This is a genomic window from Streptomyces sp. HB132, from assembly GCF_016909575.1.
GTDB lineage: Bacteria > Actinomycetota > Actinomycetes > Streptomycetales > Streptomycetaceae > Streptomyces.
The window spans coordinates 344,347-366,268 of record NZ_JAFBGA010000005.1; the positions used below are offsets into that span (position 1 = coordinate 344,347).

At 70.5% G+C, this 21,922-nt stretch carries 20 protein-coding genes; 2 read left to right on the forward strand and 18 right to left on the reverse strand.

Features of this window, described 5'->3' with window-relative positions; all coding sequences use genetic code 11:
• Positions 1-8 precede the first annotated feature (8 nt).
• From JOC24_RS14870 to JOC24_RS14880, 3 genes are all read right to left on the reverse strand, one after another.
• Positions 9-983: a phosphotransferase family protein gene (locus JOC24_RS14870; protein WP_205020724.1), complete on the reverse strand. Its 975-nt coding sequence runs from the start codon at positions 981-983 to the stop codon at positions 9-11.
• Positions 984-1,114: 131 nt separating this feature from the next.
• Positions 1,115-4,441, reverse strand: a complete 3,327-nt coding sequence (locus tag JOC24_RS14875; RefSeq protein WP_205020725.1) for a LamG-like jellyroll fold domain-containing protein — start codon at positions 4,439-4,441, stop codon at positions 1,115-1,117.
• A 172-nt stretch (positions 4,442-4,613) separates the two neighbouring features.
• A complete protein-coding gene (locus tag JOC24_RS14880) occupies positions 4,614-7,049 on the reverse strand; it encodes a GH92 family glycosyl hydrolase (protein WP_205020726.1) in 2,436 nt (811 codons plus the stop codon).
• A 272-nt stretch (positions 7,050-7,321) separates the two neighbouring features.
• Here JOC24_RS14880 and JOC24_RS14885 point away from each other — a divergent pair, with 272 nt between their 5' ends.
• The gene (locus tag JOC24_RS14885) at positions 7,322-8,053 is read left to right on the forward strand and encodes a VOC family protein (RefSeq protein WP_205020727.1); all 732 of its coding nucleotides are present in this window, start codon (positions 7,322-7,324) and stop codon (positions 8,051-8,053) included.
• Positions 8,054-8,164: 111 nt separating this feature from the next.
• Here the strand turns inward: JOC24_RS14885 and JOC24_RS14890 are convergent, their stop codons facing one another.
• The 4 genes from JOC24_RS14890 to JOC24_RS14905 all read right to left on the reverse strand — a co-directional run bounded on the left by JOC24_RS14890 (position 8,165) and on the right by JOC24_RS14905 (position 11,710).
• Positions 8,165-10,060, reverse strand: coding sequence for a rhamnogalacturonan lyase (locus JOC24_RS14890; protein WP_205020728.1), 1,896 nt, complete (start codon positions 10,058-10,060; stop codon positions 8,165-8,167).
• A 37-nt stretch (positions 10,061-10,097) separates the two neighbouring features.
• On the reverse strand, positions 10,098-10,433 hold the full coding sequence (locus JOC24_RS14895) for a YkvA family protein (protein ID WP_205020729.1): 336 nt from the start codon (positions 10,431-10,433) through the stop codon (positions 10,098-10,100).
• Positions 10,434-10,474: 41 nt separating this feature from the next.
• Positions 10,475-10,732: a WhiB family transcriptional regulator gene (locus JOC24_RS14900; protein ID WP_205020730.1), complete on the reverse strand. Its 258-nt coding sequence runs from the start codon at positions 10,730-10,732 to the stop codon at positions 10,475-10,477.
• Between the two features lie 123 nt (positions 10,733-10,855).
• A complete protein-coding gene (locus JOC24_RS14905; RefSeq protein WP_205020731.1) occupies positions 10,856-11,710 on the reverse strand; it encodes a helix-turn-helix domain-containing protein in 855 nt (284 codons plus the stop codon).
• A 246-nt stretch (positions 11,711-11,956) separates the two neighbouring features.
• Between JOC24_RS14905 and JOC24_RS14910 the strand changes: the two genes are divergently transcribed.
• Positions 11,957-12,367 carry an ATP-binding protein gene (locus tag JOC24_RS14910; protein WP_239580502.1) on the forward strand — a complete coding sequence of 137 codons (411 nt, stop codon included), beginning with the start codon at positions 11,957-11,959 and terminating at the stop codon, positions 12,365-12,367.
• A gap of 26 nt (positions 12,368-12,393) precedes the next feature.
• Here the strand turns inward: JOC24_RS14910 and JOC24_RS14915 are convergent, their stop codons facing one another.
• From JOC24_RS14915 to JOC24_RS14965, 11 genes are all read right to left on the reverse strand, one after another.
• On the reverse strand, positions 12,394-13,092 hold the full coding sequence (locus tag JOC24_RS14915; RefSeq protein WP_205020733.1) for a ribonuclease H family protein: 699 nt from the start codon (positions 13,090-13,092) through the stop codon (positions 12,394-12,396).
• Positions 13,093-13,191: 99 nt separating this feature from the next.
• Positions 13,192-13,689: a peptidylprolyl isomerase gene (locus tag JOC24_RS14920; RefSeq protein ID WP_205020734.1), complete on the reverse strand. Its 498-nt coding sequence runs from the start codon at positions 13,687-13,689 to the stop codon at positions 13,192-13,194.
• A gap of 148 nt (positions 13,690-13,837) precedes the next feature.
• On the reverse strand, positions 13,838-14,401 hold the full coding sequence (locus JOC24_RS14925; RefSeq protein WP_205020735.1) for a lamin tail domain-containing protein: 564 nt from the start codon (positions 14,399-14,401) through the stop codon (positions 13,838-13,840).
• 340 nt (positions 14,402-14,741) lie between these two features.
• A complete protein-coding gene (locus JOC24_RS14930; protein WP_205020736.1) occupies positions 14,742-14,975 on the reverse strand; it encodes a hypothetical protein in 234 nt (77 codons plus the stop codon).
• Positions 14,976-15,082: 107 nt separating this feature from the next.
• Positions 15,083-15,973, reverse strand: coding sequence for an SDR family oxidoreductase (locus tag JOC24_RS14935; RefSeq protein WP_205020737.1), 891 nt, complete (start codon positions 15,971-15,973; stop codon positions 15,083-15,085).
• Between the two features lie 160 nt (positions 15,974-16,133).
• On the reverse strand, positions 16,134-16,556 hold the full coding sequence (locus JOC24_RS14940) for a DUF6221 family protein (RefSeq protein WP_205020738.1): 423 nt from the start codon (positions 16,554-16,556) through the stop codon (positions 16,134-16,136).
• Positions 16,557-16,807: 251 nt separating this feature from the next.
• Positions 16,808-17,713, reverse strand: coding sequence for a PfkB family carbohydrate kinase (locus tag JOC24_RS14945; protein WP_205020739.1), 906 nt, complete (start codon positions 17,711-17,713; stop codon positions 16,808-16,810).
• Entirely contained in the window at positions 17,710-18,699 is a 990-nt protein-coding gene (locus tag JOC24_RS14950) for a zinc-dependent alcohol dehydrogenase family protein (RefSeq protein ID WP_205020740.1), read from the reverse strand. Before JOC24_RS14950 ends, JOC24_RS14945 begins: the two co-directional genes overlap by 4 nt.
• Complete coding sequence (locus JOC24_RS14955) at positions 18,699-19,577, reverse strand: carbohydrate ABC transporter permease (protein WP_205020741.1); 879 nt, start codon at positions 19,575-19,577, stop codon at positions 18,699-18,701. The genes JOC24_RS14950 and JOC24_RS14955 overlap by 1 nt, the downstream gene beginning before the upstream one ends.
• Entirely contained in the window at positions 19,574-20,539 is a 966-nt protein-coding gene (locus JOC24_RS14960) for a carbohydrate ABC transporter permease (protein ID WP_205020742.1), read from the reverse strand. The genes JOC24_RS14955 and JOC24_RS14960 overlap by 4 nt, the downstream gene beginning before the upstream one ends.
• Entirely contained in the window at positions 20,536-21,894 is a 1,359-nt protein-coding gene (locus JOC24_RS14965; protein WP_205020743.1) for an ABC transporter substrate-binding protein, read from the reverse strand. Before JOC24_RS14965 ends, JOC24_RS14960 begins: the two co-directional genes overlap by 4 nt.
• Positions 21,895-21,922 lie beyond the last annotated feature (28 nt).

A 21,922-nucleotide genomic window follows, 5' to 3' on the forward strand; every position in this document is an offset into this window, starting at 1 on the left:
GCGAGGGGTCAGCCGTACCGGCGCAGGAGCACGTGGAGATAGTCCTCCAGCCGGCTCGTGAGCAGGGCCGTCGTCAGGTGGGTGTGTCCCAGCTCGCGCCAGGGCCGCGCGACCTTCTCGACGTTCGAGAAGGCGAGGGCGTCCAGGACCCGCCAGTACAGGTGAGCCGAGGGATCACCGCTCAGGACACCTCCGGCGGCCACGTACAGATCGGCGAGCCGCATTGCTTCCTCCGGGCCGTGCAGGAGAGCCAGGGCCGTGGAGCAGTGCGCCACGTCGAGGTCCGCCGGCCCCCAGGACGTCTCGACCCAGTCCACGACACCGGTGATCCGTGTGTCGGTGCCGTGTCCGCTGAAGAGCACGTTGCCGGGGTGGAAGTCGCGGTGCAGGAAGCAGGGCCTGTGGTCCGGGGGGTCACGGCGGATGACGTCGACGGCACGCTGCCACAGGTGCGACCGTTCCGTCCCTTCGGGCGGGCTCACTCGTTCCGGTGCGGTCCATGCCTCGTAGGCACGCGGCCGGGCGTCGGCCGGGACACGTACCTGGTGGATGCCGACGAGTTGGCGCGCCAGGAGCTCCGTCCGCAGTCCCGCGTCCTCCTCGCCCAGGCGCACCGTGCCGGGCAGCAGCGTCATCAGCAACGACGGGTGGTCGCAGTACCGCGCGGTCGCGTCCACGGCCTCGAACCCGGCCACCGGCACATCGGTCCGCGCGAGGAGCCGCAGGACGTCCGCCTCCCGCGTGAGGAGACCCTCCGCGTGGCGGACGAAGAAGGGTTCGACGAAGGAGCGCAGCACGAACCACCGTGGAGCGCCCGGCCCGCCGACGCGCAGGCTGCGCATCTCCGAGGTCCATCCGCCGCGCAGCCGTCTCGCCGCGTCCACGGGACGGCCCTCACCCACCTGTTCCTCGACCCACGTGCGCGTACGGGACCAGCCTCGGTCGTCGACGCCGGACTCCGCGAAGGCAACGTGTTCGTCCATGCCCACAACCTATCGATGACCGCAGTCCTGGGGCGGGTCCGTGGGAGAGGGGCGAGGTGACCGGACAGCGCGGAGCTCCCGGCAGCGCGGCGCGTGCGCACACTGCCGGGAGCGGCCCTGCGGAGTGCTCCCTACGGCTGGTCGCCGTCGTGGAGTGCGGTCACCTCCTGGTCGGTGAGCGCCTTGTCGTACACCTTCACCTGGTCGACGGAGCCGTTCCAGAAGTCGACGTCGTTGCCGGACCACTTGGCGCGGCCGACGGACAGCGAGCCTGTGCTGACGTCGGCGCTTCCGGCCGCCGCCGTGGAGGCGAGCTCGCCGTCGACGTACAGCTTGATCTCGTCACCGCTGCGCACGCCGACCAGGTGGTACCACTGCCCGAGTTCCGGCTTCATCTCCGTCCGGGCCCGGTGGGCGCCCGGGGTCGAGAAGGCGAACCCACCCTGTCCGTACTGGAGGTAGAACGGGTTCTCCTGGCGTCGGCCGTCCTGGCTGACGACGGTTGCGTAGTTGCCCGGCAGTGCGTCGAGCGACGCCCAGGCCGACACGGTGTAGTCGCCGGTGGTGTCGACGACCGGACCGTCGGTCTCGGCGTACTGTCCCGCACCGTCGAACTTCAGCGCCGAACCCTGGACTCCGGGCGTCCAGGACGTGCCCTCGGAGAGGGTGAGGTCCTTGCCGTTCGGGCCGCTGTCCGCGGCCTCGGTGCCCTGGTTCTCGTCGAGGGACCAGGAAGCACCCCCCTTGATCTCGTCCCGCTCGCCCGCGGCGGCACCGGCCGCGATGACCTCCTGGTTGATCTTCCGCACCTTGGCGGCGTCGACCTTGATTTCGCGGCGGTCGTACGTCCAGAGCCCGTTGAGCTCGTTCTCCAGGTCGGTCACCTGGGTGTAGATGGAGCCGGAGAGTTCGGCGCCGGCCGCGTCGAGGTAGTACCTGCGGGTGTTGTCGACGTACTTGGCGGTCAGGGCGTCCTTGTCGGCGACACCGCTGTAGATCGCGGTGGGGGCACCGGGCCACATGCGGCCGGGGATCCGCAGGGTGAAGCCGCCGTGCTCACCGTCGATAGCCGCCCGCGTCTCGTCGGGGAAGGCCGGATCGGTGTTGTTGTAGTCGTGGTGGTCGATGATGTCGCCCTTGCCGGAGTCACCCTTGCTGTTGCAGCAGTTGACACCGCTGTGGGCACTGACGACGCGCGAGGGGTCGGCCGCCTGGACCTTCTCGGTGATCTTGCCGGTCTCGGTGCGGTCCCACTCTCCCCAGCCCTCGTTGAAGACGATCCAGGCGCCGATCGAGGGGTAGTTGTGCATCTGCTCCATCATCTCGGCACCCTGGTCGAGGAAGGCCTTCTGGCCCTTCTCGCCGGTGATGTTGCCGGAGACGAAGTCCTGCCACACCAGGAGACCCAGCTGGTCGGCGTGGTAGTACCAGCGGGCGGGCTCCACCTTGATGTGCTTGCGGACGGAGTTGAAGCCGAGGTCCTTCTGCGCCTTCAGGTCGAAGACCAGGGCCGCGTCACTGGGCGCGGTGTTCAGGCCGTCGGGGTAGAAGCCCTGGTCGAGCTGGGCGAGGGAGAAGAAGGGCTTCCCGTTGAGCACCAGCTTCTGGTAGCCGCCGACCTCGGCGACGCCGAAGGAGCGCATGCCGAAGTAGCTGTCGACGGTGTCCTTGGAGCGGCCGTCCTTGAGGGTGACCTCGAGGTCGTACAGGTACGGGTCGTCCGGCGTCCACAGGTGCTGCTTGGCGACCGGAAGGCTCAGCTCGCTGTTGGCGGGGCCGGTGACGGTGCCGACGACCTTGCCCTTCTTGTCGCGGGCCACGGCGGTGACACGGGCGGACTTCGAGGCGTCCTCGGAGTTGACCGTCAGGGCGAGCCGGCCCTTGTCGATGTCCGGCGTCGTCTTCAGGGAGTCGACGGCGGCCGGTGCGACGGGCTCCATCCAGACGGTCTGCCAGATGCCGGAGGACGCGGTGTAGAAGATTCCGCTGGGGTTGGCTGACTGCTTGCCCGTGGGCTGGTCGGAGCCCGTGGTGTCGGTGACCGCGACCACGATCTCCTGGGGGCCGCCGCCCTTCAGGGCGTCGGTGATGTCTGCGCTGAAGGCGGTGTAACCGCCGGTGTGCTCGGCCACCTGCTTGCCGTTGACCCAGACCCGCGCCTGATAGTCGACGGCACCGAAGTTGAGCTTCAGCCGGTCGTCACCGCCCCGCTTGCCAACCGACCACTTCTTGGGCACCGTGACGAGCTTGCGGTAGAACATGTGGTCTTCGTGGCGCTCGAGGCCGGAGAGCTGCGACTCGACGGGGTACGGCACGGTGATGCGCTCGTCCAGCGACTTGCCGAAGACCGGCTTCTCTCCGGCGGTGGCTCCCGCGAACTCCCACGGACCGTTGAGGTTCTTCCAGTCGTCACGCACCTGCTGCGGGCGGGGGTACTCGGGGAGCGGGTTCTTGTGGTCGGCCTTCTCGCCCCACGGGGTCAGCAGCCGGTGGGTGGAGAGGTTCTTCGCCCTGCGGCTGATCTCGGGAACGGTCTCGTCGCCGTCCTTGAGGCCGCCCTCACCGTCGTAGACGAACTTGACCTGCTGGCCCTTCTGGACGGCTGCGCCCAGGGTGACGACGAGAGCCTTGCGGTTGCCGGGAGCCCTGGTGACGGACTTCACGGGCATCGGCGTGGTGTCCGCCTCGATGGCGAGGTGGTTCTTCACGTCCTCGATGCCGCCGACCTCGTGATCGAAGGCGGCCTGCAGCTTCAGCCCGTTCCCGGCGACGCTGAGCCCGACCGGGTAGACCTCGAAGTCGGCGGGCGGGGTGAAGGCGGACTCCGGAACGATCTGCTTGGCGAGCTTCGCGCTCGACCAGCGCAGGAACATGTTCGCCCCGCCGGTGTCCTGGAACATCTCCAGCCGGAACGTGTGCTGCTCACCGGCCTTCAGCGTGACCGGAGCACTGGTCTGCTCCTTGTCCCAGTCCGGCTCCCAGTGGTCGATGACGGCCTTGTCGTCGATGAAGAGCCGGAAGCCGTTGTCGCCGATGGCGGAGAACGTGTAGTCGCCGTCCTCCGGGGCCTCGATCTGCCCCGTCCAGCGGGCGGTGGTGTGCTCGGTCCTTCCGGTGGCCGACTCGAAGGCGCCGGTCAGCCCCGGGAAGTTGATGTCCGGGTCGAGCGCGGTGGCACCGAGCTTCGCGAAGTCACGGGCGCCGGGGGCGGACATCGCGAAGTACTCGCCCTTGAGGCCGTGCACCTCGGTGGAGGGGTTCTCCGCCGTCACCGCGGAGGCCGTGGCGGCGCCCGCTGCGGGGGCTGCGGCAGCGGACGGGACCAGGGTGGCCCCCAGGGGGAGCAGCAGTGCCGCCGTGCAGGCGAGCGTTCTGAAAATCGTACGCGGGCGGGCTGGTTGTCGTATCAAGGCGTCGTCCTCGTCGAAGAAGCCGGAGTGCTCCGAACCGCGAAGCACTGCACATAGTCGAACATTGAGCCACAGCCCCAAACACCTGACAACGGTCGTGCACGCAGAATTTTCAACGATAGAAAATTGAGCACCTCCCGGCCCTCGGCGCCGGGCAGGCGGGACCCGGCAGACGGCGTCACGCCGTCCACCGGGTCCCGCTGATGGGCCAGTTGGTCCGCTACTGCGGAAGACCCGCAGGTCCCGTGGCCCAGGAGGTGTTCGGCCGGTCGGCGAGCCGGTAGGTCAGCGACCCCCCTCGGGTGACCAGCCGGGCGTCCGCCCAGGACCTGTCCGTCTCCCGTCCGTCGACCCGCACCCCGTCGATGTACGGATGTGTCGCATCGGCCTGCGGGGCGCTGATGCGGATGTCTCCGCCCTGCGGCCGGTCCAGCACCGCGGACGGGAAGAGCGGCGCCCCGAGCAGCATCGTGGCGCTGCCGGGCGTCTGCGGATAGATACCCAGGGCCGAGAAGACGTACCAGGCCGACATCGTGCCGAGGTCGTCGTTGCCGGGCAGACCGCGCGGGCCGGTCCCGTAGACCGTGTCGACGATCTCGCGCACGGTCTCCTGGGTCTTCCACGGCTGCCCGAGCGCGTTGTAGAGCCAAGGGGCGTGGATTCCGGGCTCGTTGGTGGGGTCGTAGCGCAGCGCGTCGCCACCCCTGACCGACCAGGAGCCGTCCGCCTTGTGGAAGAAGGCGTCCAGCCGCTTCGCCGCGGTGTCGCGGCCGCCCATGGCCTCCGCCAGGCCCTGCACGTCCTGCGGGACCATCCAGGTGTACGTGGCGCTGGTGCCCTGGGCGAAGCCCTTGTCACTGCCGGGGCTGAAGGGGGTCACCCACGAACCGTCGAGGTTGCGTGCCTGGACGTACCCCGTCGTCCCGGCGCCGTCACCGGCCTGGGGGTTGAACACGTTGCGCCACCACAGGCCGCGCTCCTCGAAGGCGTCGGCCTCCTCGTCACGTCCGAGGAGACGGGCCCATCGGCCCAGCGCGTGGTCGGCGACCGCGTCCTCCAGGGTCTCGGCGGCGCCGCCCCAGCAGTGGCAGACGTCCTGGGGTGCGTAGCGGGACTCCAGGTACTGCGCAAGGTTGGGCCGCTGGCCGGTGCACTGGCCGGGGCATCCGGCGTCCGAGAGGCCGTCGGGGTGGGGCACCGTGGCCTGGCGCGCCAGGGACTCGTAGGCGCCCTCGTAGTCGAAGTTGCGTACGCCCATGGCGTAGAACGTGGCGAGGGTGGCCGCCGTGGGGTCGCCGGTCATCACGTGCGTGGCACCGTTGACGTGCACCCAGCGGTCCCAGACACCGCCGTTCTGCCGGGCGAAGTTGTAGAGCGACTGGGCGAAGTCCCCGGCGATCCTCGGTTTGAGGAGGGCCAGGAGCTGGATCTGGGCGCGGTACTGGTCCCAGCCGGAGAAGTTGCTGTACTGGGCCTTCTGACCGCGCGTCACGCGGTGCGGCTTCCCGTCCATGCCGGGGTAGCGGCCGTCGGTGTCGCTGATCAGGTTCGGCTGCATCAGTGCGTGGTACAGCGCGGTGTAGAAGGAGGTGCGCTGCGCGTCGCTGCCCCCACCGGTGCGCACGGAGGAGAGCTCCCGGTCCCAGGCGGCGGACCCCGCCCGGGCGACGTCGCCGACGCTCGCCCTCGGGGCGATCTCCTCGCGGAGGTTGGCCTCGGCGCCGGCCTGGCTGACGTAGGAGATACCGATCCGCATACGGACGTCGTCGTCGGCCGCGGTGTCGAAGCCGACCCAGCCACCGGAACCCCGTCCCGCGCGGTCGGCTCCGGTGGCGTATCCCTCGCCGCCGCTCGCGCTGGTAGCGCCCGGAGAGAGGGTGCCGTCCTTCCAGGTGCCGGTCGAGGAGAAGGCCCGGTCGAAGGACGCGCTGAAGTAGAGCCGGTAGTAGCTCTTGCGGTTGTTGGTCCCGCCGTTGGCACGCCGGCCGCAGAACGCCCCGGTGAGCACGGAACCGGTCACCTTTCGGCGCGCGGTGTCGATCTCGACCTCGGCATCCTCGCTGCCGTTGAGGGAGTTGGACACCCGGAAGAGCAGGTTGGCGGGCCTGCCCGCCGGGAAGCTGAAGTCGGCCACGCCCGCGCGCTCACTCACCGCGAGGTCGGCAGTGGCTCCGGAGTCCAGTCCGACGGTGTAACGGCCCGGCACGGCGCGCTCGTTGTCATGGGAGAAGCCGGACGCGTAGACGGCGTCCTTGGTATCGGCGGACGGCGAGGAGGTGACGTCGCCGACGAACGGCATGACCGGCACATCACCCGCGGCGCCCGGGTTGCACCCGGCTCCGTTGACGTGGGTGAGGCTCAGCCCGCGCATGCGGGTGACCCCGTACTCGTAGCCGTTGGCCGCCCCGGTACTCGTCTGGTCGCCCGTGGTGCTCGTCGGCGACCAGGCGATCATGCCGTACGGGCGGACCGCTCCGGGATAGGTGTTGCCGCCGTTCGCTGTGCCGATCATGGGATCCACATGGGCGGTGGGACGCGTGACGAGCGCCTCGGCCTGGGCGGCCGGCGGCACGACGGCGCCTGCGAGCGCGCCGGTGAGGACGATCGCGGCGGAGCGCACGGCGAGGCGCCGGGCCGCGGACGGTCTGGAGGGCATGTTCTCGGATACCTCCGACAGGTATGGACAACGTTGTCAACCCCGCGCCGACCACGGTGCGGACAGCGTTGAGCGGTGCGGCCGAGCGTAGATCCCCACGGCCCGCGAGGGAATGCCGCGAACGGATCCGGCCGGTGAACGAGTCGTGAACGGGTACACCGGCCCGGGGCCCGAGCACGACGCGCGCCGCCTGGAGCCGCAATGCAGGGCCGGTTGTCCTGACACCATGACGGCTGCCTGGCGACGCACCCGAGCCGCAGCGGAGGAGCACCGTGATCCACTGGACGTACGCCTTCATCGACCGCCCCGAGGCGGTGGCCGGCCCCGCCACCGCGTTCTGGAGCGCGGTCACCGGCACGCGCGCCTCCGCGCCGTGGGGCGAACAGGCGGAGTTCACGACGCTCCTCCCCGACGGGGCCGACGCCTGCCTCGCGGTACAGGCCGTCGGCGGGCGCGGCGGCGCCCATCCGGACCTGGCGGTGGAGGACGCGCCCTCCTTCACCGCGCGGGCGACGGAGCTGGGTGCCGCGGTGACTGCCCGGCGGACCGGGCTGACGGTACTCCGCTCCCCCGGCGGCCAGCCCTTCTGCGTGGTGCCCCGGCGAGGTCGGCGCACCCGGCCGCCGGTCCTCACCCACCCGGGCGGCACCACGAGCCGACTGGACCAGCTCTGCCTGGACGTGTCACCGGCGGTGTTCGAGGCCGAGGTCGGTTTCTGGGCGGCGCTGACGGGCTGGGACGCCCGCCCCGGTGCGTACCCCGAGTTCCGCACGCTCCGTCCGTCCCGGGATATGCCCGTCCACCTGCTCCTCCAGCGTCTGGACGAGCCGCGCCCCGCCTCGGCGCATCCGGACATCGCGTGCTCGGACCTCGTTGCCGGCCGGGCCCTGCACGAAGGCTTCGGCGCCGGGTTCGTACGCGAGGGGGACGGATGGACGGTGATGCGGGACCCGGCGGGCGGCATCTACTGCCTCACCGGCCGCGATCCCGTGACGGGCACATAGCGGCGACTTCCCGACCGGCTCACGGAATCGGGTCCCTCCCCCGGCGGGCACACCCGGTGGCGCGACGGCGGGCCGCGCCCCTCTGAGCGGGGAGCACGGCCCGTCGGTGCGCTACGGCGTGGTGATGGCCGGCCGGGGCGCGGTCGCCATCCCGCTGCCGATGGCGAAGCTGGGATGCGGCGGCTGGTTGTACGCGGTGTTCTGCCAGGCCAGTGCTGTCCGGTACATGGTGTCGTGGAGCAGTGTGGTGATCTTCGTACCGGTCTCGTGCGGCGTGGAGTAGATCCGCAGGGCCGTGTTGTTGGTGGTCGGCCAGACGACTTCCTCGCGCCAGTCGCCGAAGAGGTCGCCGGAGATCGCGGGCGTGGCCTTGGTGCCGTTGTTGGAGTGGACCGAGGCCCCGGTCAGCAGGCGGGTGTCGGCCGAGGTGCCGTACTTGTCGATGTGGGTGCCGTCGAGGAGCTCCCGGGTCGTGTCGCCGTCCCACCAGGACAGGAAGTTGGAGCTGGAGGGCTTGCGACTGGTGACCACGTCGCCCTTCGGGCCGCGTACTCCGGAGACGGCGGAGGACCAGGACTCGGCACCGGCGCTGCCGGACCAGATGTCGCCCGACACGCCGCGCCCGTTGTCACCGCTCGCCGGCGTGGACCAGAGGACCTGACCGGTCTTGGCGTCCGCCATCCACGAGGACGGCTTCGAGCTGTCCTCGTCGACCTTGAACTCCTCGAGGCCCGCCCTGGACGGATCGAGATCCCCGACGTGCATGGCGTCGCCGTGACCGTTCTTCGTCGTCCACAGTCCGCTGCCGTTGTCGTCCACGGCCATGGCGCCGTAGATGATCTCGTCCTTGCCGTCACCGTCGGCATCCGCGACGGACAGCTGGTGGTTGCCCTGACCGTCGTACCCCTTGCCGGAGTTGGTCGAGCTGTTGGTGTCGAAGGTCCAGCGCCGGGTGAAGGCGCCACCCCGCCAGTCCCAGGCGGCGATGACACTGCGTGTGTAGTAGCCGCGCGCCATGATCAGGGACGGCCTGGCACCGTCCAGATAAGCGGTGCCGGCGAGGAAGCGGTCGACCCGGTTGCCGTAGGAGTCGCCCCACGAGGACACCGTGCCGCGCGCGGGCACGTAGTCGACGGTGCCCATCGCCGCGCCGGTCCTCCCGTTGAACATCGTCAGGAACTCGGGTCCCGACAGGATGTAGCCCGAGGAGTTGCGGTAGTCGGCAGAGGAACTGCCTATCACCTTGCCGGCGCCGTCGACGCTGCCGTCGGCGGTCTTCATCGCCACCTCGGCCTGGCCGTCGCCGTCGTAGTCGTACACCTGGAACTGCGTGTAGTGCGCACCGGAACGAATGTTGCGTCCGAGGTCGATCCGCCAGAGCCGGGTGCCGTCGAGCCGGACCCCGTCGATGATCGTGTTGCCCGTGTAGCCGGACTGGGAGTTGTCCTTGGCGTTGGTGGGCTGCCACTTCAGCACGAAGTCGAGGGCACCGTCGCCGTCGAGGTCGCCGACGGACGCGTCGTTGGCCTCATAGGTGTAGGCGACCCCGTCCGGTGTCGTGCCGCCTGCGGGCGGGCTGATCGGCACGTCCTTGTAGCCGGCCCGGAACTGGATCGCGTGCACGGAGTCACCCTGCTCGACACCGCCGACGACAGCTCGCACCGTGTAGTCGGCGGTGGCGGGCGCGCCGGAGTGGAAGTAGTTCGTCGAGGCGCTCACCGGCGACGCGTTGACCTTGGTACCGGCCCGGTAGACGTTGAACGACACGTTGTCGGGGTCGGTACCGAGCCAGCGCCAGCTGACGAGGTTCCCGCTGTCGGTGTGCACGCTCACGACACCGCGGTCGAGCGCCTCGGCCTGCCGGGCGGTCGCGGCCTGCGAGGCCGGTCCGAGGGCCACGAGCCCGCCGGCGGCGAGCAGCCCCGCCGTCAGGGCGCCGATCAGCGCGCGGGGACGGGTGATGCGGCGTCTGCGGCGGGAACGGGGGTGGGGAAGCAGAGGCTCCACGGGAGGCACCTTCTGGCCGGGGATGGCTTACGCCCCCTCAGTTGCTCCCGGAAGCCGAAAGGTTGCCGCCCGTTTTCGCCTGCGTCGCCGCCGTCCCACGCCCGAGGCCGGCCGCGTGCGCCGCTGCGTGCAGTGAGCGCAGCGCGAGCAGCAGGAAGCCGATGTCGTCGAGATAGACGGGGTCCGGCAGCAGGTCGACGGGCGACACGGTGTAGATGACCGCCGCCCACACGAGCGCCTTGTTGTGCAACGGGATGCCCGCGTCGGCCAGCAGCTTTCTGGCCCGGATCACGCGCACCAGGAGGACGGCGGCGGCACCTGCCAGGAGCAGGAGTACCAGCGCGCCGATGATGAGCCAGACCGAGGTGTCCATGACTCATCGTCTCCCCGCGGAGCGGCCTGGTCCAGGAGGTGTCACCCGTGGCTCCGGGCGTGCTGCCGGGCGCGACGGCGCTTCAGAGCACGGCGCTCGTTCTCGTCCAGGCCTCCCCAGACACCCGAGTCCTGCCCGTTCTCCAGGGCCCATTCGAGGCACGGTTCCCGCACGGGGCAGGTGCCGCACACGGTCTTGGCCTCCTCGGCCTGTACGAGCGCGGGGCCGCTGCTGCCGATGGGGAAGAACAGGTCGGGGTCCTCTTCGCGGCACGCCGCGTGCATGCGCCAGTTGTCCATGTCTCTCACTCCTTCTCGCAGGGCGGTCCGTCGGTCTCCGCCGGGCTCGGCTTCGGTTCTGGGCCTTCGTACTCTGCGCGTGACCGTCATCGGGCGTTCGAAACCACAACGAGGCACCGGCCTTCAAAGGTTTCCGGCGCCCCGGCCGCCCTCCGGCAGGGGTTGCCCTGGGGGCGGGGCCGCCGTGCACGCGCTGTCCAGCCTGATGCGGTAGTCCATGACCGCGGCCGGCTCATCGATGATGTCCACTCCGGTGCCGGGGGTCTCCAGGACCACGCGGTCGCCGATCTCCGGGGCCGGGACGCGAAGCAGGTGCAGTGGCGGGACACCGGTCATGGGGTGCGGCGGGAAGTCGAGGGGCACCACCTGCACCGTGAGGTGCTGCCGCTGCGCGGACTCCTCCAGCGCGGCCCGCTGTTCGGCCATCACCGCGGCGCCGCCGACGCTCGTGTGGAGGGCGGCGGCCGGGAACAGTGCCCACAGCACGGCCCCGCGCTCCGCCAGCCGGCGCTGCCGTTCCGCCAGCAGTTCGAGACGGCTGGCGAGCCTCGGCGCGGGATCGGCGGTCAGGGTCCGGCACAGGGCCGCCTCGTAGGCAGGGGTGCGAAGCAGCTCGGGAATCAGTGCGGGGTGCCAGGTCCTGACGAGCGCGGCGGAGGACTCGATACCGATGACCTCCTGCTGCCACGGCTCCATCGTGTCCCGCCACCGGTGCCACCAGCCGGGCAGATTCGCGGCGGCGAGACCCGCCATGATCGGCTCGACGTCGGCGGCGGACACCGCGTAGCGCTCCAGGAGTACGCGCACCTGACGGGCGTCGAGCCCGGTCTCGGCCCGCTCGATACGGCGGACGGTGGCGGGGTGGGCACCCAGTGCCACGGCCGCCGCCTGCAGGCTGACGCCCGCGCGCTCCCGCAGCAGTCGCAGGCGCGCCGCCAGGACTCGGTGTTCGACGGTGGGGCCGGACCGGGGCCTCATCCACGTACCTTTCTCGCGCGCTCCTGTGCGGTGCGGTTTCCGGAGCCAGCAGACCCCACAACGGATGATTCCGACATTCTGCCTCTTGCAAAGTATGCACTTTGCACGGAGAGTACATACATGTCCGAAATAGTCGCGAGCGCGCGTCCGGCCCCGGAGGACTCGGGTCGGCGGAGCGCACAGAGCTGGTGGATTCCCCGCGCTCCCCGGAGTGTCCCCATGGCGAGGCACCGGGTGCAGGAAGCCATGCGGAGCTGGGGAGAACCCGACGAACGCGTCGAGACGGCGGCCCTGGTCATGACCGAACTGGTCACGAACGCGGTGGAGCACACCGCGGGCCGGCGCATACGGTGCCGCGTCCTGCGGACCCCGGGCCGGGTGCGCGTCTGCGTGTGGAACCGCGGCCGGCGGCACGCGTCCGGGCTGCCCGGGCTGCCCGGGCAGCGCTCCCCGCAGCAGTCCGGTGCGCCCGTCGGCGGGCCACGGGGCACGGACGGCCCCGGACCGGTGGCCATGGACGGGCCGGAGGGCAACGACGGCTTCAGTCTCTCGTCGGTGGCCGAGGACGGCCGGGGGCTGATGCTCGTGGACGCCCTGGCGACGCGGTGGGGCACACGCTCCAGCGTGTCCGGGCGGCTCGTCTGGGCAGACATCTGAGCCACCACCGCCCGCCCCGGCACGGCTCAGGCGAGTGCCGCCCGGCACTCCGGGTGGCCCCAGCCGTTCGGATTCTTGGCGATCATGTCCTTGGCCGCGTAGGGCTTTCCGCAGTGGCACCGGCCCGCGAACTTCGCCCGGATCGTCCCGCTCGAACGCGCCCGCCCCGTGGAGCCGCTCGTCGCCCCGCCCTCGGCCGCCCCCGCCGTCCGGCTCTTCGTCGAACGGGCCGGGACAGGAACCGGCATGTCAGCCGTGCCGTGCGCCGTACCCGCCGCCTGCTGCGAGACCGCCGCCTCACTCGCGGCCTGATCGGCCAGAGCGTTGAGCGGATCGCCGCCCACCTGGTGCGCCGGCACGTAGCGGAAGGTCACGCTGCGGCTGCTCAGCAGTTCATCGATGCCGACCACCAGTTCCCGGTTGGCGACCGGCTTGCCCGCCGACGTCTTCCAGCCGTTGCGCTTCCACCCCGGCAGCCACTTGGTCACCGCGTTCATCGCGTACTGCGAGTCCATGCGCACCTCGAGGGGCACGGCGGGATCGGTCGACCTCAGCAGTTCCAGCAGGGCTGTGAGCTCGGCGACGTTGTTGGTGGCGGTGCCCAGCGGGCCCGCCTCCCACCGCTGGGGGTTCTCCTGGCCGTCGGCCAGAACCCATGCCCAGGCGGCAGGTCCCGGATTGCCCTTCGATGCCCCGTCACACGCGGCGATGATGCGCTCGTCCATGCCCTGATCATGCCAGCCGGGAACGCAGGGGCACGATCGAGCCGGGGCGACGCGGGGCTCCCGGCCGGCGGAAACCGGCCGGAAGCCCCGTCGCGTGCCTCAGAGAACGCCGGACTCGGAGACGGCGATCTTCGCCTTCGTGCTGCCGTTCGAGGAGCCGTACGTCTCGATCTTGCGGACGAGCTCCATGCTCGTCTCGTCGGCGACCTCGCCGAACACGACGTGCTTGCCGTCCAGCCACGGGGTGAGGACGGTGGTGATGAAGAACTGCGAACCGTTGCTGTTCGGGCCCGCGTTGGCCATCGAGAGCAGACCCGGCTTGTTGTGCTTCAGGGTGAAGTTCTCGTCGGCGAACTTCTCGCCGTAGATGCTCTTGCCGCCGGTGCCGTTGCCCCGGGTGAAGTCACCGCCCTGGAGCATGAAGTCCGGGATGACACGGTGGAACGGCGAACCGGCGTAGCCGTAGCCGTGCTCACCGGTGGCCAGCGCGCGGAAGTTCTCCGCGGTCTTGGGTGCGACGTCGTCGAAGAGGTTGAACACGATCCGCCCAGCGGGCTTCTCGTCGATGGTGATGTCGAAATACGCCTTGATGGTCATGGGTCCATCCTGACATCACCCACCGCCTCCTGATGCACAGACCCCGCCCTACGGCGGCCGTGGGCTGCACGAATACGGCGTACCACGGGGGTGAGCCGTGGTACGCCGTTTCAGTCAGGGAGAACGCCGATCCCCCCTACCGTGCTGTTCAGCGGTTGCCGCGGTGACCCCCGTCGCGGTGACCGCCATCGCGGTAGCCACCGTCGCGGTGACCGCCATCGCGGTAGCCACCGTCGCGGTGACCGCCGTCGCGGTAACGGCCCCAGGACTTGGAGTCCACCTTGTGCCCGCGGTTGTCACGGAGCGTCGCGGTGTCCCGGCTGTCCCAGACGTACTGGCGACGGTCCTGGTACACGTCGTGCCGGGTGTCACGGCCGACACCGGTGTGGACGCGGACGGAGGAGCGGGCGGGCAGCCGCAGGTCGAACGTGTAGGTCCGACGGCTCTCGTCCGAGAGCGTCCAGCCGCGGAGGTTCACGGCGTGGCGGCCCGTGTTGGTGACGGTCACCCACTCGGCGTTCAGGCTGCGGTTGGAACCGTTGTCGCGGCCGGGGCTGTCGTACTGGATCTTGCCCAGGACGACCGACGAGCGCTGCGACGGCCGGTTGTGACCGTGGTCCCGGCCATCGGCCGATGCCGGCAGAGCCGCTGCGGCGAGCAGCGCGCCCGAGGCAAGAACGGTGGCGGTGATCCGTCGTGCGGAACGGGACATGGAAACCCCTCATCATGCAGGCCCGGAATGGAGTGCCGGGCGTTTTCCGATCCCGGCGTCGTGCCGGGAACGCAAACTTTGTCCCGCTTTTCCGGTGGCCGGAAGACGCCCTGATTCGTGTGACGAAGTACGGACATTTCTGTCACACACGACTGCATCCGGCACACATGCCGACGGTCGTAGACCTGTCAACCGTTGATCGTTGCACCGACCCTTCCGAGGGGCCGTTCACATGGTCACCACATCTCGTTCACCCTGGCCCCACTCCCCTGGCGCCCCTGCCCGGAGGGCGCGGATCCGTGTAACAGAAGCGACAGCGCTTACCTGGACAAACGTTTCATTACCGCCGGGAAAGCAGCTCGTTCGTTCGAGCCTTCAGCACCCACCGCGAAGGGGCGAGACGGACGCGCTGACCTCCGCCGGTGACCAGCGCGTTCACAGGGGCCATCGGGTCCATCGCCATGGTCCTGGCCATGAGGACGCCGACGGCGAGCGGGAGCAGGGCCACGGCCAGCGCCGTGCCGGCGCTGGTGAGGGTCTGGATGCGGGGGCGCGTCGGCGCTTCGGGGACCATGGTTCCCATTCGACCTGTGGCCGCGCGTTCCCGGATCGGGGCACGTACTCAGACGCGCGGCTTCCCGTACTCAGTACGGCCCGGGTCCACCGGCGGACGGAACGGATTCAGCCGTCAGCCCCGAGCCTGCCCTCGGCATCGGCCCGTCCGCCGGCTCCGAGGAGCCCCGTGGGCTCGAACGCGGCCTTCCGCTCCAGCTTGGGCAGCTCGTGCTTCGAGAGCGCGGTGACGACCGGGGGCATGGCGGCACGCACCAGCTGCGTGGCGCGGAGCCACGCGGGCACGTACACGGAGGCACTGCGCCGTTCGACCGCCCGCACCATGTGACGCGCCACGGTCTCCGGCGGGTAGACCTTGCGCGCGGGCCTCGGCATGTGCGCCCGGAGTTCGCGCAGTACGGGGTGCTGGTCGGCGTCGCGGATCATGTCGGTGTCGGTCCAGTTCAGGTAGCCGATGCCCACCCCGACGTGCTCGTGGGCGAACTCGGCGCGCAGCGCGTGCCCGAACGACTCCACACCGGCCTTGGAGGCGCAGTAGGCGCTCATCATGGGCGCGGCACCGATGGAGGCCAGCGAGGCGATCTGGAGGTAGTAGCCCCGGGTCGTACGCAGGTGGGGCAGGAAGGCACGTGCGGTGATCGCGCTGCCGACCAGGTTCACCTCGATCACGCGTCTCCAGGTCGCCGGGTCGGACTCGGCGAAGGGACCGCCCTCGGCGAGCCCCGCGTTGGCGACCACGACCGAGGCACGCCCGAGCTGTTCCCGGACCTCGTCCGCCACCTCCGCCATGCGGGCGTCGTCGGTGACGTCGGCCTCCCAGCACCGTGCCGGGCCGGGGAGGGTGTCCCTGACCTCGGCCAGTGTCGACTCCTCCCGGCCGATCAGTGCGACGGTGGCGCCCCGGTCCGCGAGTTCCCTGGCGATGGCCGCGCCGAGGCCCCGTGCGGCGCCGGTCACGACGGCGACTCGGCCCTCCAGAGGACCTGCCGTGCCCGTCATACGCGTCTCCTCACGGTCGCCCCCGGCGGCGCTCCGTCCCACCGGCATGCGAGCGGACTGCGCCTGGACCCCAGCATTCCGGATGGCCGCTCACCCCGCGAGGCGAACCGGCGGCGGGCGCACCGCGGGGCGCGCCTGGAAGGGATCCACCGGCCGGCCCTCAGTCCGGAGGTGTGGGCGGGCCCCAGTGGGAGAACCTGGGCAGCCACTTCACCCGGTAGTCCGGATGTCCGGCGTGCTCCGCCGCCGTCTGGCGCACGACGAACCCCAGCCCGACGGCGCGGCCCGAGATGAAGTCCTGGGCCGGGCGGTCGGTGTCCAGGACCGCGATCTCCTCGTACTCGTCCAGGAGAACCCGTGTGGTCTCGATGCGGCGCAGTGTGCGCGCCGGGTCCTGGAAGACGATGTGCCGGTCGTAGGCGCGCGACCGTACGACGAACGCGATACCGCTCGTACGGTCGTGCACCTCGCCGGGTGCCTCGGCAGGCGTCCGCCAGCCGTCGCCGCCCGCCTCCCGGGCGATGTCCTCCTCCTCGGCGAGGCGTGCCCGCACGAATGTCAACAGGTCCGAGTTGTCTGCCATCTGGTTCCGAATCCTTCTCCGTCACAGACCGCGGCGGTGGGGTCCACCCACCGCCGCGGGCCCGCTCTGCCCGTCCAGCAGAGGATGCCTCACCTGCCCGCCGGAGGCGCAGTCCACACCGGGCGCGTTCCGGATGGCGGACGGTCGCGCCCGGTTGCGACCGGTGTGGAAGGGCGGACGGGCGGCACCCGGCGGGCGGCGTCCGGCCCGGCTGCCGAGGCGCCGGGCGGACAGCCGGAGCCGGTACGCCTTCAGGGCAACGAGGGCTCCGTGCCCGCCCGCGCGCAGACCGAGGCCGCGACTCGGGAGGCGAAGGACAGCATGTCCCGTAGCTCCTGCGGATCCGGTGCCGCCGTGAAGGAGCCGAGGGCCCCCATCCGGCTCAGCAGACCCGCCGCGAACGCGTCACCCGCGCCGATCGTGTTGACCACCTCGACCGGCGGGGCCGCGACGGACACGGGCGGTTCCGTCGCCGTGTACGCCGTACTGCCCCTCGCGCCCCTTGTGAGAACGACCAGCCGGCCCCCGGCCGCCAGCTTCCGGCAGGTCTCCTCCGGATCCGCTCCCGGCCAGAGCCGCTCCAGGTCCTCGTCGCTGGCCTTGACGACGTGCGCGAGGCCGCACAGCTCGCGCAGCGCCGCCGAGCCGTGGTCCGCACCGAGGGTGCGGTCCTGGCGGACGTTGGGGTCCACGACGAGGAGGGAGTGCTCGGCCGCCGCGAGGGCGGTCGCCCGTACGGCAGCCGCCGCCGGCTCGACGACGGCCGCGAGGCCGCCCACGTACACCGCTCCGAACCCGGCGGCCCGCGCGGACAGGTCCGGCAGCCGGAACGTCGCGGTGTCCTGGAGGTGGAAGTGGTAACCCGTCCCGCCCGCGTCCGGCTCGGCGACGGCCAGCGCGGTGGGCAGGTCCGAGCGTCCGCAGAGTGCGAGGTCGACCCCGGCGGCCCCCAGCCGTTCCTCGATCATGCGGGCGAATCCGTCGCCGCCGAGGCCACCGGCGTACGAGACGGGGGTACCGAGCCTCGCCAGCCCGACGGCGACGTTGGCCGGGGCCCCGCCGAACTGGGCGGTCCGCACGCCGCCGTCCCCGGCCACGGGGACGAGGTCGACGAGTGCCTCGCCGAGCACGAGGACGGCGTCGGGCCCGCCCGTCACGGCTCGACCACGATCTTGCGGCCGATACCGGCCTTGAAGCGGTCGATGGCCTGCGGGTACTGCGCGAGCGGAAGCCGGTCGCTGATGAAGACCGCCGGGTCGAGGACTCCGGTGGCGAAGAGCGCGGCGGCACGTTCGTAGCTGTGCAGGACGGCCATGGAGCCGGTGATGGTGATCTCCTGGTTGTAGATGCGGTACGGCTCGATCACCGCCGTCGTCGCGTAGTCGGCGACGCCGAACTGGAGGAAGGTCCCTCCCTTGGCTACGCGTCCCAGGCCGTCCTGGATGGCTGCCGCGTTGCCCGTGGCGTCGATGACGACGTCCCAGCCGCCGGGGCGGTCCAGCTCGTCGGCTGCGGCCGCCGAGCGGGAGCAGCCGAGGAGGCTCGCGGTGGCGAGGCGCTCGGGGTTGACGTCCAGGACGTCCACACCGGCCGCCCCGGTGCGCTTGGCGAGCTCGAGCATCATCAGGCCCATGGTCCCGGAACCGTAGATCAGCACCTCGGCGCCGAGGGTGCTGCTCAGTACGTCGTAGCCCCGGACCGCGCAGGACAGCGGCTCGATCAGGGCGGCGTCCTTCACGTCGATGTGCTCGGGCAGCCGGACGCAGTTGGCGACGGGGGCCACGGCGTACTCGGCGGCGCCGCCGGAGACCGTGACCCCGATCGCCGCCCAGCGTTCGCAGAGGTTGCCGCGTCCGCTGCGGCAGTAGCGGCACTCGTGGCAGTGCAGGGAGGGGTCGACGGCGACCCGGTCGCCGATGGCCAGCTCCGTGACGTCGCGTCCGACGCCGACGATCTCCCCGGCGAACTCGTGGCCGGGGACGAGGGGCAGTGTGGGCGCGAACTCGCCCTGCAGGATGTGCAGATCGGTTCCGCAGAGCCCACAGGAGGCTACGGACACGACGACGTCGCGAGGGCCGGGGGTGGGGTCGGGGACGGTGGTGACGGAGACCTTGCCGGGGGCTTCGACGATCGCTGCCTGCATTATTTCACTGCTCCGAGAGACAGGCCCTGGACGAGTTTGTCCTGGGCGGCGTAGCCGGCGGCGAGCACCGGCAGGGACACGACTACGGACGCGGCGCACAGCTGGGCGAGGAAGAGGCCCTGGCTGGTGACGAATCCGGTGAGGAAGACGGGTGCGGTCTGGGCGACGACGCCGGTGAGCACCCGTGCGAAGAGCAGTTCGTTCCAGCTGAAGATGAAGCAGATCAGGGCGGTGGCGGCGATTCCGGGCGCGGCCATCGGCGCGACGACCCTGGCCAGGACGGTCGGCAGCCTCGCGCCGTCCACCTGGGCGGCCTCGATGACGGACACCGGCACGTCCGCGAGGAAGGACTGCATCATCCAGACGGCGATCGGCAGGTTCATCGAGGTGTAGAGCAGGACGAGGAGCCAGATGTTGTCCAGCATCCCGGCGTTCTTGGCGAACAGGTAGACGGGGAGGAGTCCGGCGACGACGGGCAGCATCTTCGTGGAGAGGAAGAAGAACATGACGTCCGTCCACTTGCGGACGCGCCGGATGGAGAGGGCGTACGCCGCCGGGAGTGCCAGCAGGAGCACCAGGACCGTGGAGAAGAAGGAGGCGCCGAGGGAGTTGAGCAGGGGCGGCCACGGGGTGACCCCGGTGTCGGCGCCGAAGAAGGCCCGGTAGCCGTCCAGGGTGAGCGGTGCGAAGAGGGAGGGCGGGTTCGTCGCGGCGTCCGACTCCGCGTGCAGCGAAGTCAGCAGCATCCAGAGCGCGGGCAGGCAGAAGGCGAGTCCCGCGGCCCAGGCCAGCAGGCCGAGCGCGGCGGAGCGCCGGCCGGCCCTGCGCGGGACGCGCGGCGCGGACGGGGCCTGCGCCGGGGCGTTTGTGGTGGTCATGCGCGGTTCGCCTCCTCGCTGAAGAGGGACGAGACGGTCCGGAGCGCGAAGGTGGCGATGATGATCGTGCCGATCACCACGACGACTCCCGCGGCGGACGCCAGTCCGTATTCATGAGCCTGGTAGAAGGTCTGGTAGATCGTGTACGGAAGGTTGGCGGTGCCGAGTCCGCCGGCGGTGATCGTGAACACCGCGTCGAAGTTCTGCACGATGTACACGGCGCCGAGCAGCACCCCGAGTTCGAGGTACCGGCGCAGGTGCGGCAGGGTCAGGTAACGGAAGGTCTGCCAGGCACTCGCGCCGTCGAGGCGCGCGGCCTCGACGACCTCGGCGGGCCGGCTCTGGAGGCCCGCGAGCAGGATCAGCATCATGAACGGCGTCCACTGCCAGACCAGGGCGGCGACGACCGCGAGGAGCGGCATCTCCGCGATCCAGTCCGGCTGGCTCGGGGACGTGTCGCCGAACAGCTCACCGACCCAGCTCAGCGCTCCGTTGAAAAGGCCGTACTCCGGGTTGTAGAGCGCGTGCTTCCACAGCAGGGCGGCGGATACGGGAACGATCAGGAACGGGGTGATGAGCAGGGTGCGGACCATGCCGCGGCCGAAGAACTTTCGGTCCAGGAGCAGCGCGAGGGCCAGTCCGATGACGACGGTGGCGATGACGACACTCGCGGTCAGCAGGATCGTGGTGAGGACCGAGTCACGGAGGGCGGCGTCGGTGAAGACGGACGCGTAGTTGTCGAGCCCGTTGAAGGCGCGCTTGTCGGGGTTGAGCGAGTTCCAGTCGAAGAGGGAGATCACCAGGGTCGCCACGAACGGCAGCTGGGTGACGACGATCAGGAAGACCAGGGCGGGCAGGAGCGGGGCCCTGGTGGCCCAGGCCCGTGGGCCTGTCTTCTTCGGCCGCGGCGGGACGGCCGTCCCGGGCGGTGACTGGGGTGTGGTGCCGACTGCTGTGGTCATCGGTACTCCTTGGCGACCTGCTCGGCCAGCTTCTGGGAGGTGGCCAGCGCCTTGTCGACGGACTGGCGGCCGGCGATGGCCGCGCTGATCTCCTGCGCGACCCTGGTGCCGAGATCGGTGAACTCGGGAATGCCGACGAACTGGATGCCGGGCACGGGGCGCGGCTGGGTGCCCGGGTTCTTCGGGTCGGCGCCGGAGATGGCCTGTTCGGTGACGTCGGCGAAGGCGCCCGCCGCCTCGAGGTATTCGGGGTTGTCGTAGGTGGAGGCCCGTTTGCCGGCCGGTGCGTTGGACCATCCGCTGGTCTCCCCGACAAGCGACTCGTACTCCTTGCTGGAGGCCCAGGAGACGAACTTCCACGCGTCGTCGGACTTCTTGGATGCCTTCTGGATGCCCCACGCCCAGGTGTAGAGCCAGCCCGAGCTCTTGGTCTCCTCGACCGGGGCGGGCACGTAGCCGATCTTCCCCTTGACCGGTGAGCCGTCCGCCTCCAGGGAACCGGCGCCGGCCGTGGCGTCGTACCACATGGCGGTCTTGCCCTGCGTCATGTTGTTGAGGCACTCGGCGTACCCGGCCTGGGAGGCGCCGCGCTCCCCGTGCTTGCGTACGAGGTCGACGTAGAACTCCGTGGCCTTCTTGAACTCGGGTGAGGTGAGCTGGGGTTTCCAGTCCTCGGTGAACCAGGTGCCGCCCATGGTGTTGACGACGGTGGTGAGCGGGGCCATGAGCTCGCCCCAGCCCGGGAGTCCGCGCAGGCAGATGCCCTTCATACCCGGCTCGGCGCCGTCCGCCTCGGCGGCGAGGCCGGCCACCTCCTTCCAGGTGGGGTGCGCGGGCATCGACAGGCCCTTCGCGTCGAAGACGTCCTTGCGGTACATGAGGAAGGACGACTCCCCGTAGAAGGGCTGGGCGTAGAGCTTGCCCTCGGCGGTGAGCGACTCCCGCAGCGGTTCGAGGATGTCGTCCTGGTCGAAATCGGTGTCCTCGGCCGCGTAGGTGTCGAGCGGGTGCAGCCAGTCGTTCTTCGCGAAGAAGGGCACCTCGAAGTTGCTGATGGTGCCGACGTCGTACTGTCCGGCCTGGTTGGAGAAGTCCTGGCTGATCTTGTCGCGGACGTCGTTCTCCGGAAGCACGGTGAAGTGCACCTTGATGCCGGTCTCCTCGGTGAAGTGCTCGGCGGTGAGCTTCTGCAGTTCGACCATCTGCGGGTTGTTCACCATGAGTACGTTCAGTGCGTCGCCCCCTCCGAACGCGGTTCCGCCCGCTCCGGCACATCCGGCGGCGAGGAAGGTCATCACTGCCGTGCCCGCGACCGCACGCACGCGGGTCCCACGGCGTCGTTGCTGGTGGGGCATAAATTCTCCTGATCGGTCGTAGCGGCTC

Excerpts from the sequence above, each read along its gene's own strand:
- JOC24_RS14955 (WP_205020741.1), bottom strand. The coding sequence starts at position 19,577 with ATGACCACCACAAACGCCCCGGCGCAGGCCCCGTCCGCGCCGCGCGTC.
- JOC24_RS14920 (WP_205020734.1), bottom strand. The coding sequence starts at position 13,689 with ATGACCATCAAGGCGTATTTCGACATCACCATCGACGAGAAGCCCGCT.
- JOC24_RS14965 (WP_205020743.1), bottom strand. The coding sequence starts at position 21,894 with ATGCCCCACCAGCAACGACGCCGTGGGACCCGCGTGCGTGCGGTCGCG.
- JOC24_RS14895 (WP_205020729.1), bottom strand. The coding sequence starts at position 10,433 with ATGGACACCTCGGTCTGGCTCATCATCGGCGCGCTGGTACTCCTGCTC.
- JOC24_RS14925 (WP_205020735.1), bottom strand. The coding sequence starts at position 14,401 with ATGTCCCGTTCCGCACGACGGATCACCGCCACCGTTCTTGCCTCGGGC.
- JOC24_RS14905 (WP_205020731.1), bottom strand. The coding sequence starts at position 11,710 with ATGAGGCCCCGGTCCGGCCCCACCGTCGAACACCGAGTCCTGGCGGCG.
- JOC24_RS14950 (WP_205020740.1), bottom strand. The coding sequence starts at position 18,699 with ATGCAGGCAGCGATCGTCGAAGCCCCCGGCAAGGTCTCCGTCACCACC.
- JOC24_RS14915 (WP_205020733.1), bottom strand. The coding sequence starts at position 13,092 with ATGGACGAGCGCATCATCGCCGCGTGTGACGGGGCATCGAAGGGCAAT.
- JOC24_RS14900 (WP_205020730.1), bottom strand. The coding sequence starts at position 10,732 with ATGGACAACTGGCGCATGCACGCGGCGTGCCGCGAAGAGGACCCCGAC.
- JOC24_RS14880 (WP_205020726.1), bottom strand. The coding sequence starts at position 7,049 with ATGCCCTCCAGACCGTCCGCGGCCCGGCGCCTCGCCGTGCGCTCCGCC.
- JOC24_RS14930 (WP_205020736.1), bottom strand. The coding sequence starts at position 14,975 with ATGGTCCCCGAAGCGCCGACGCGCCCCCGCATCCAGACCCTCACCAGC.
- JOC24_RS14870 (WP_205020724.1), bottom strand. The coding sequence starts at position 983 with ATGGACGAACACGTTGCCTTCGCGGAGTCCGGCGTCGACGACCGAGGC.
- JOC24_RS14910 (WP_239580502.1), top strand. The coding sequence starts at position 11,957 with ATGCGGAGCTGGGGAGAACCCGACGAACGCGTCGAGACGGCGGCCCTG.
- JOC24_RS14935 (WP_205020737.1), bottom strand. The coding sequence starts at position 15,973 with ATGACGGGCACGGCAGGTCCTCTGGAGGGCCGAGTCGCCGTCGTGACC.
- JOC24_RS14960 (WP_205020742.1), bottom strand. The coding sequence starts at position 20,539 with ATGACCACAGCAGTCGGCACCACACCCCAGTCACCGCCCGGGACGGCC.
- JOC24_RS14940 (WP_205020738.1), bottom strand. The coding sequence starts at position 16,556 with ATGGCAGACAACTCGGACCTGTTGACATTCGTGCGGGCACGCCTCGCC.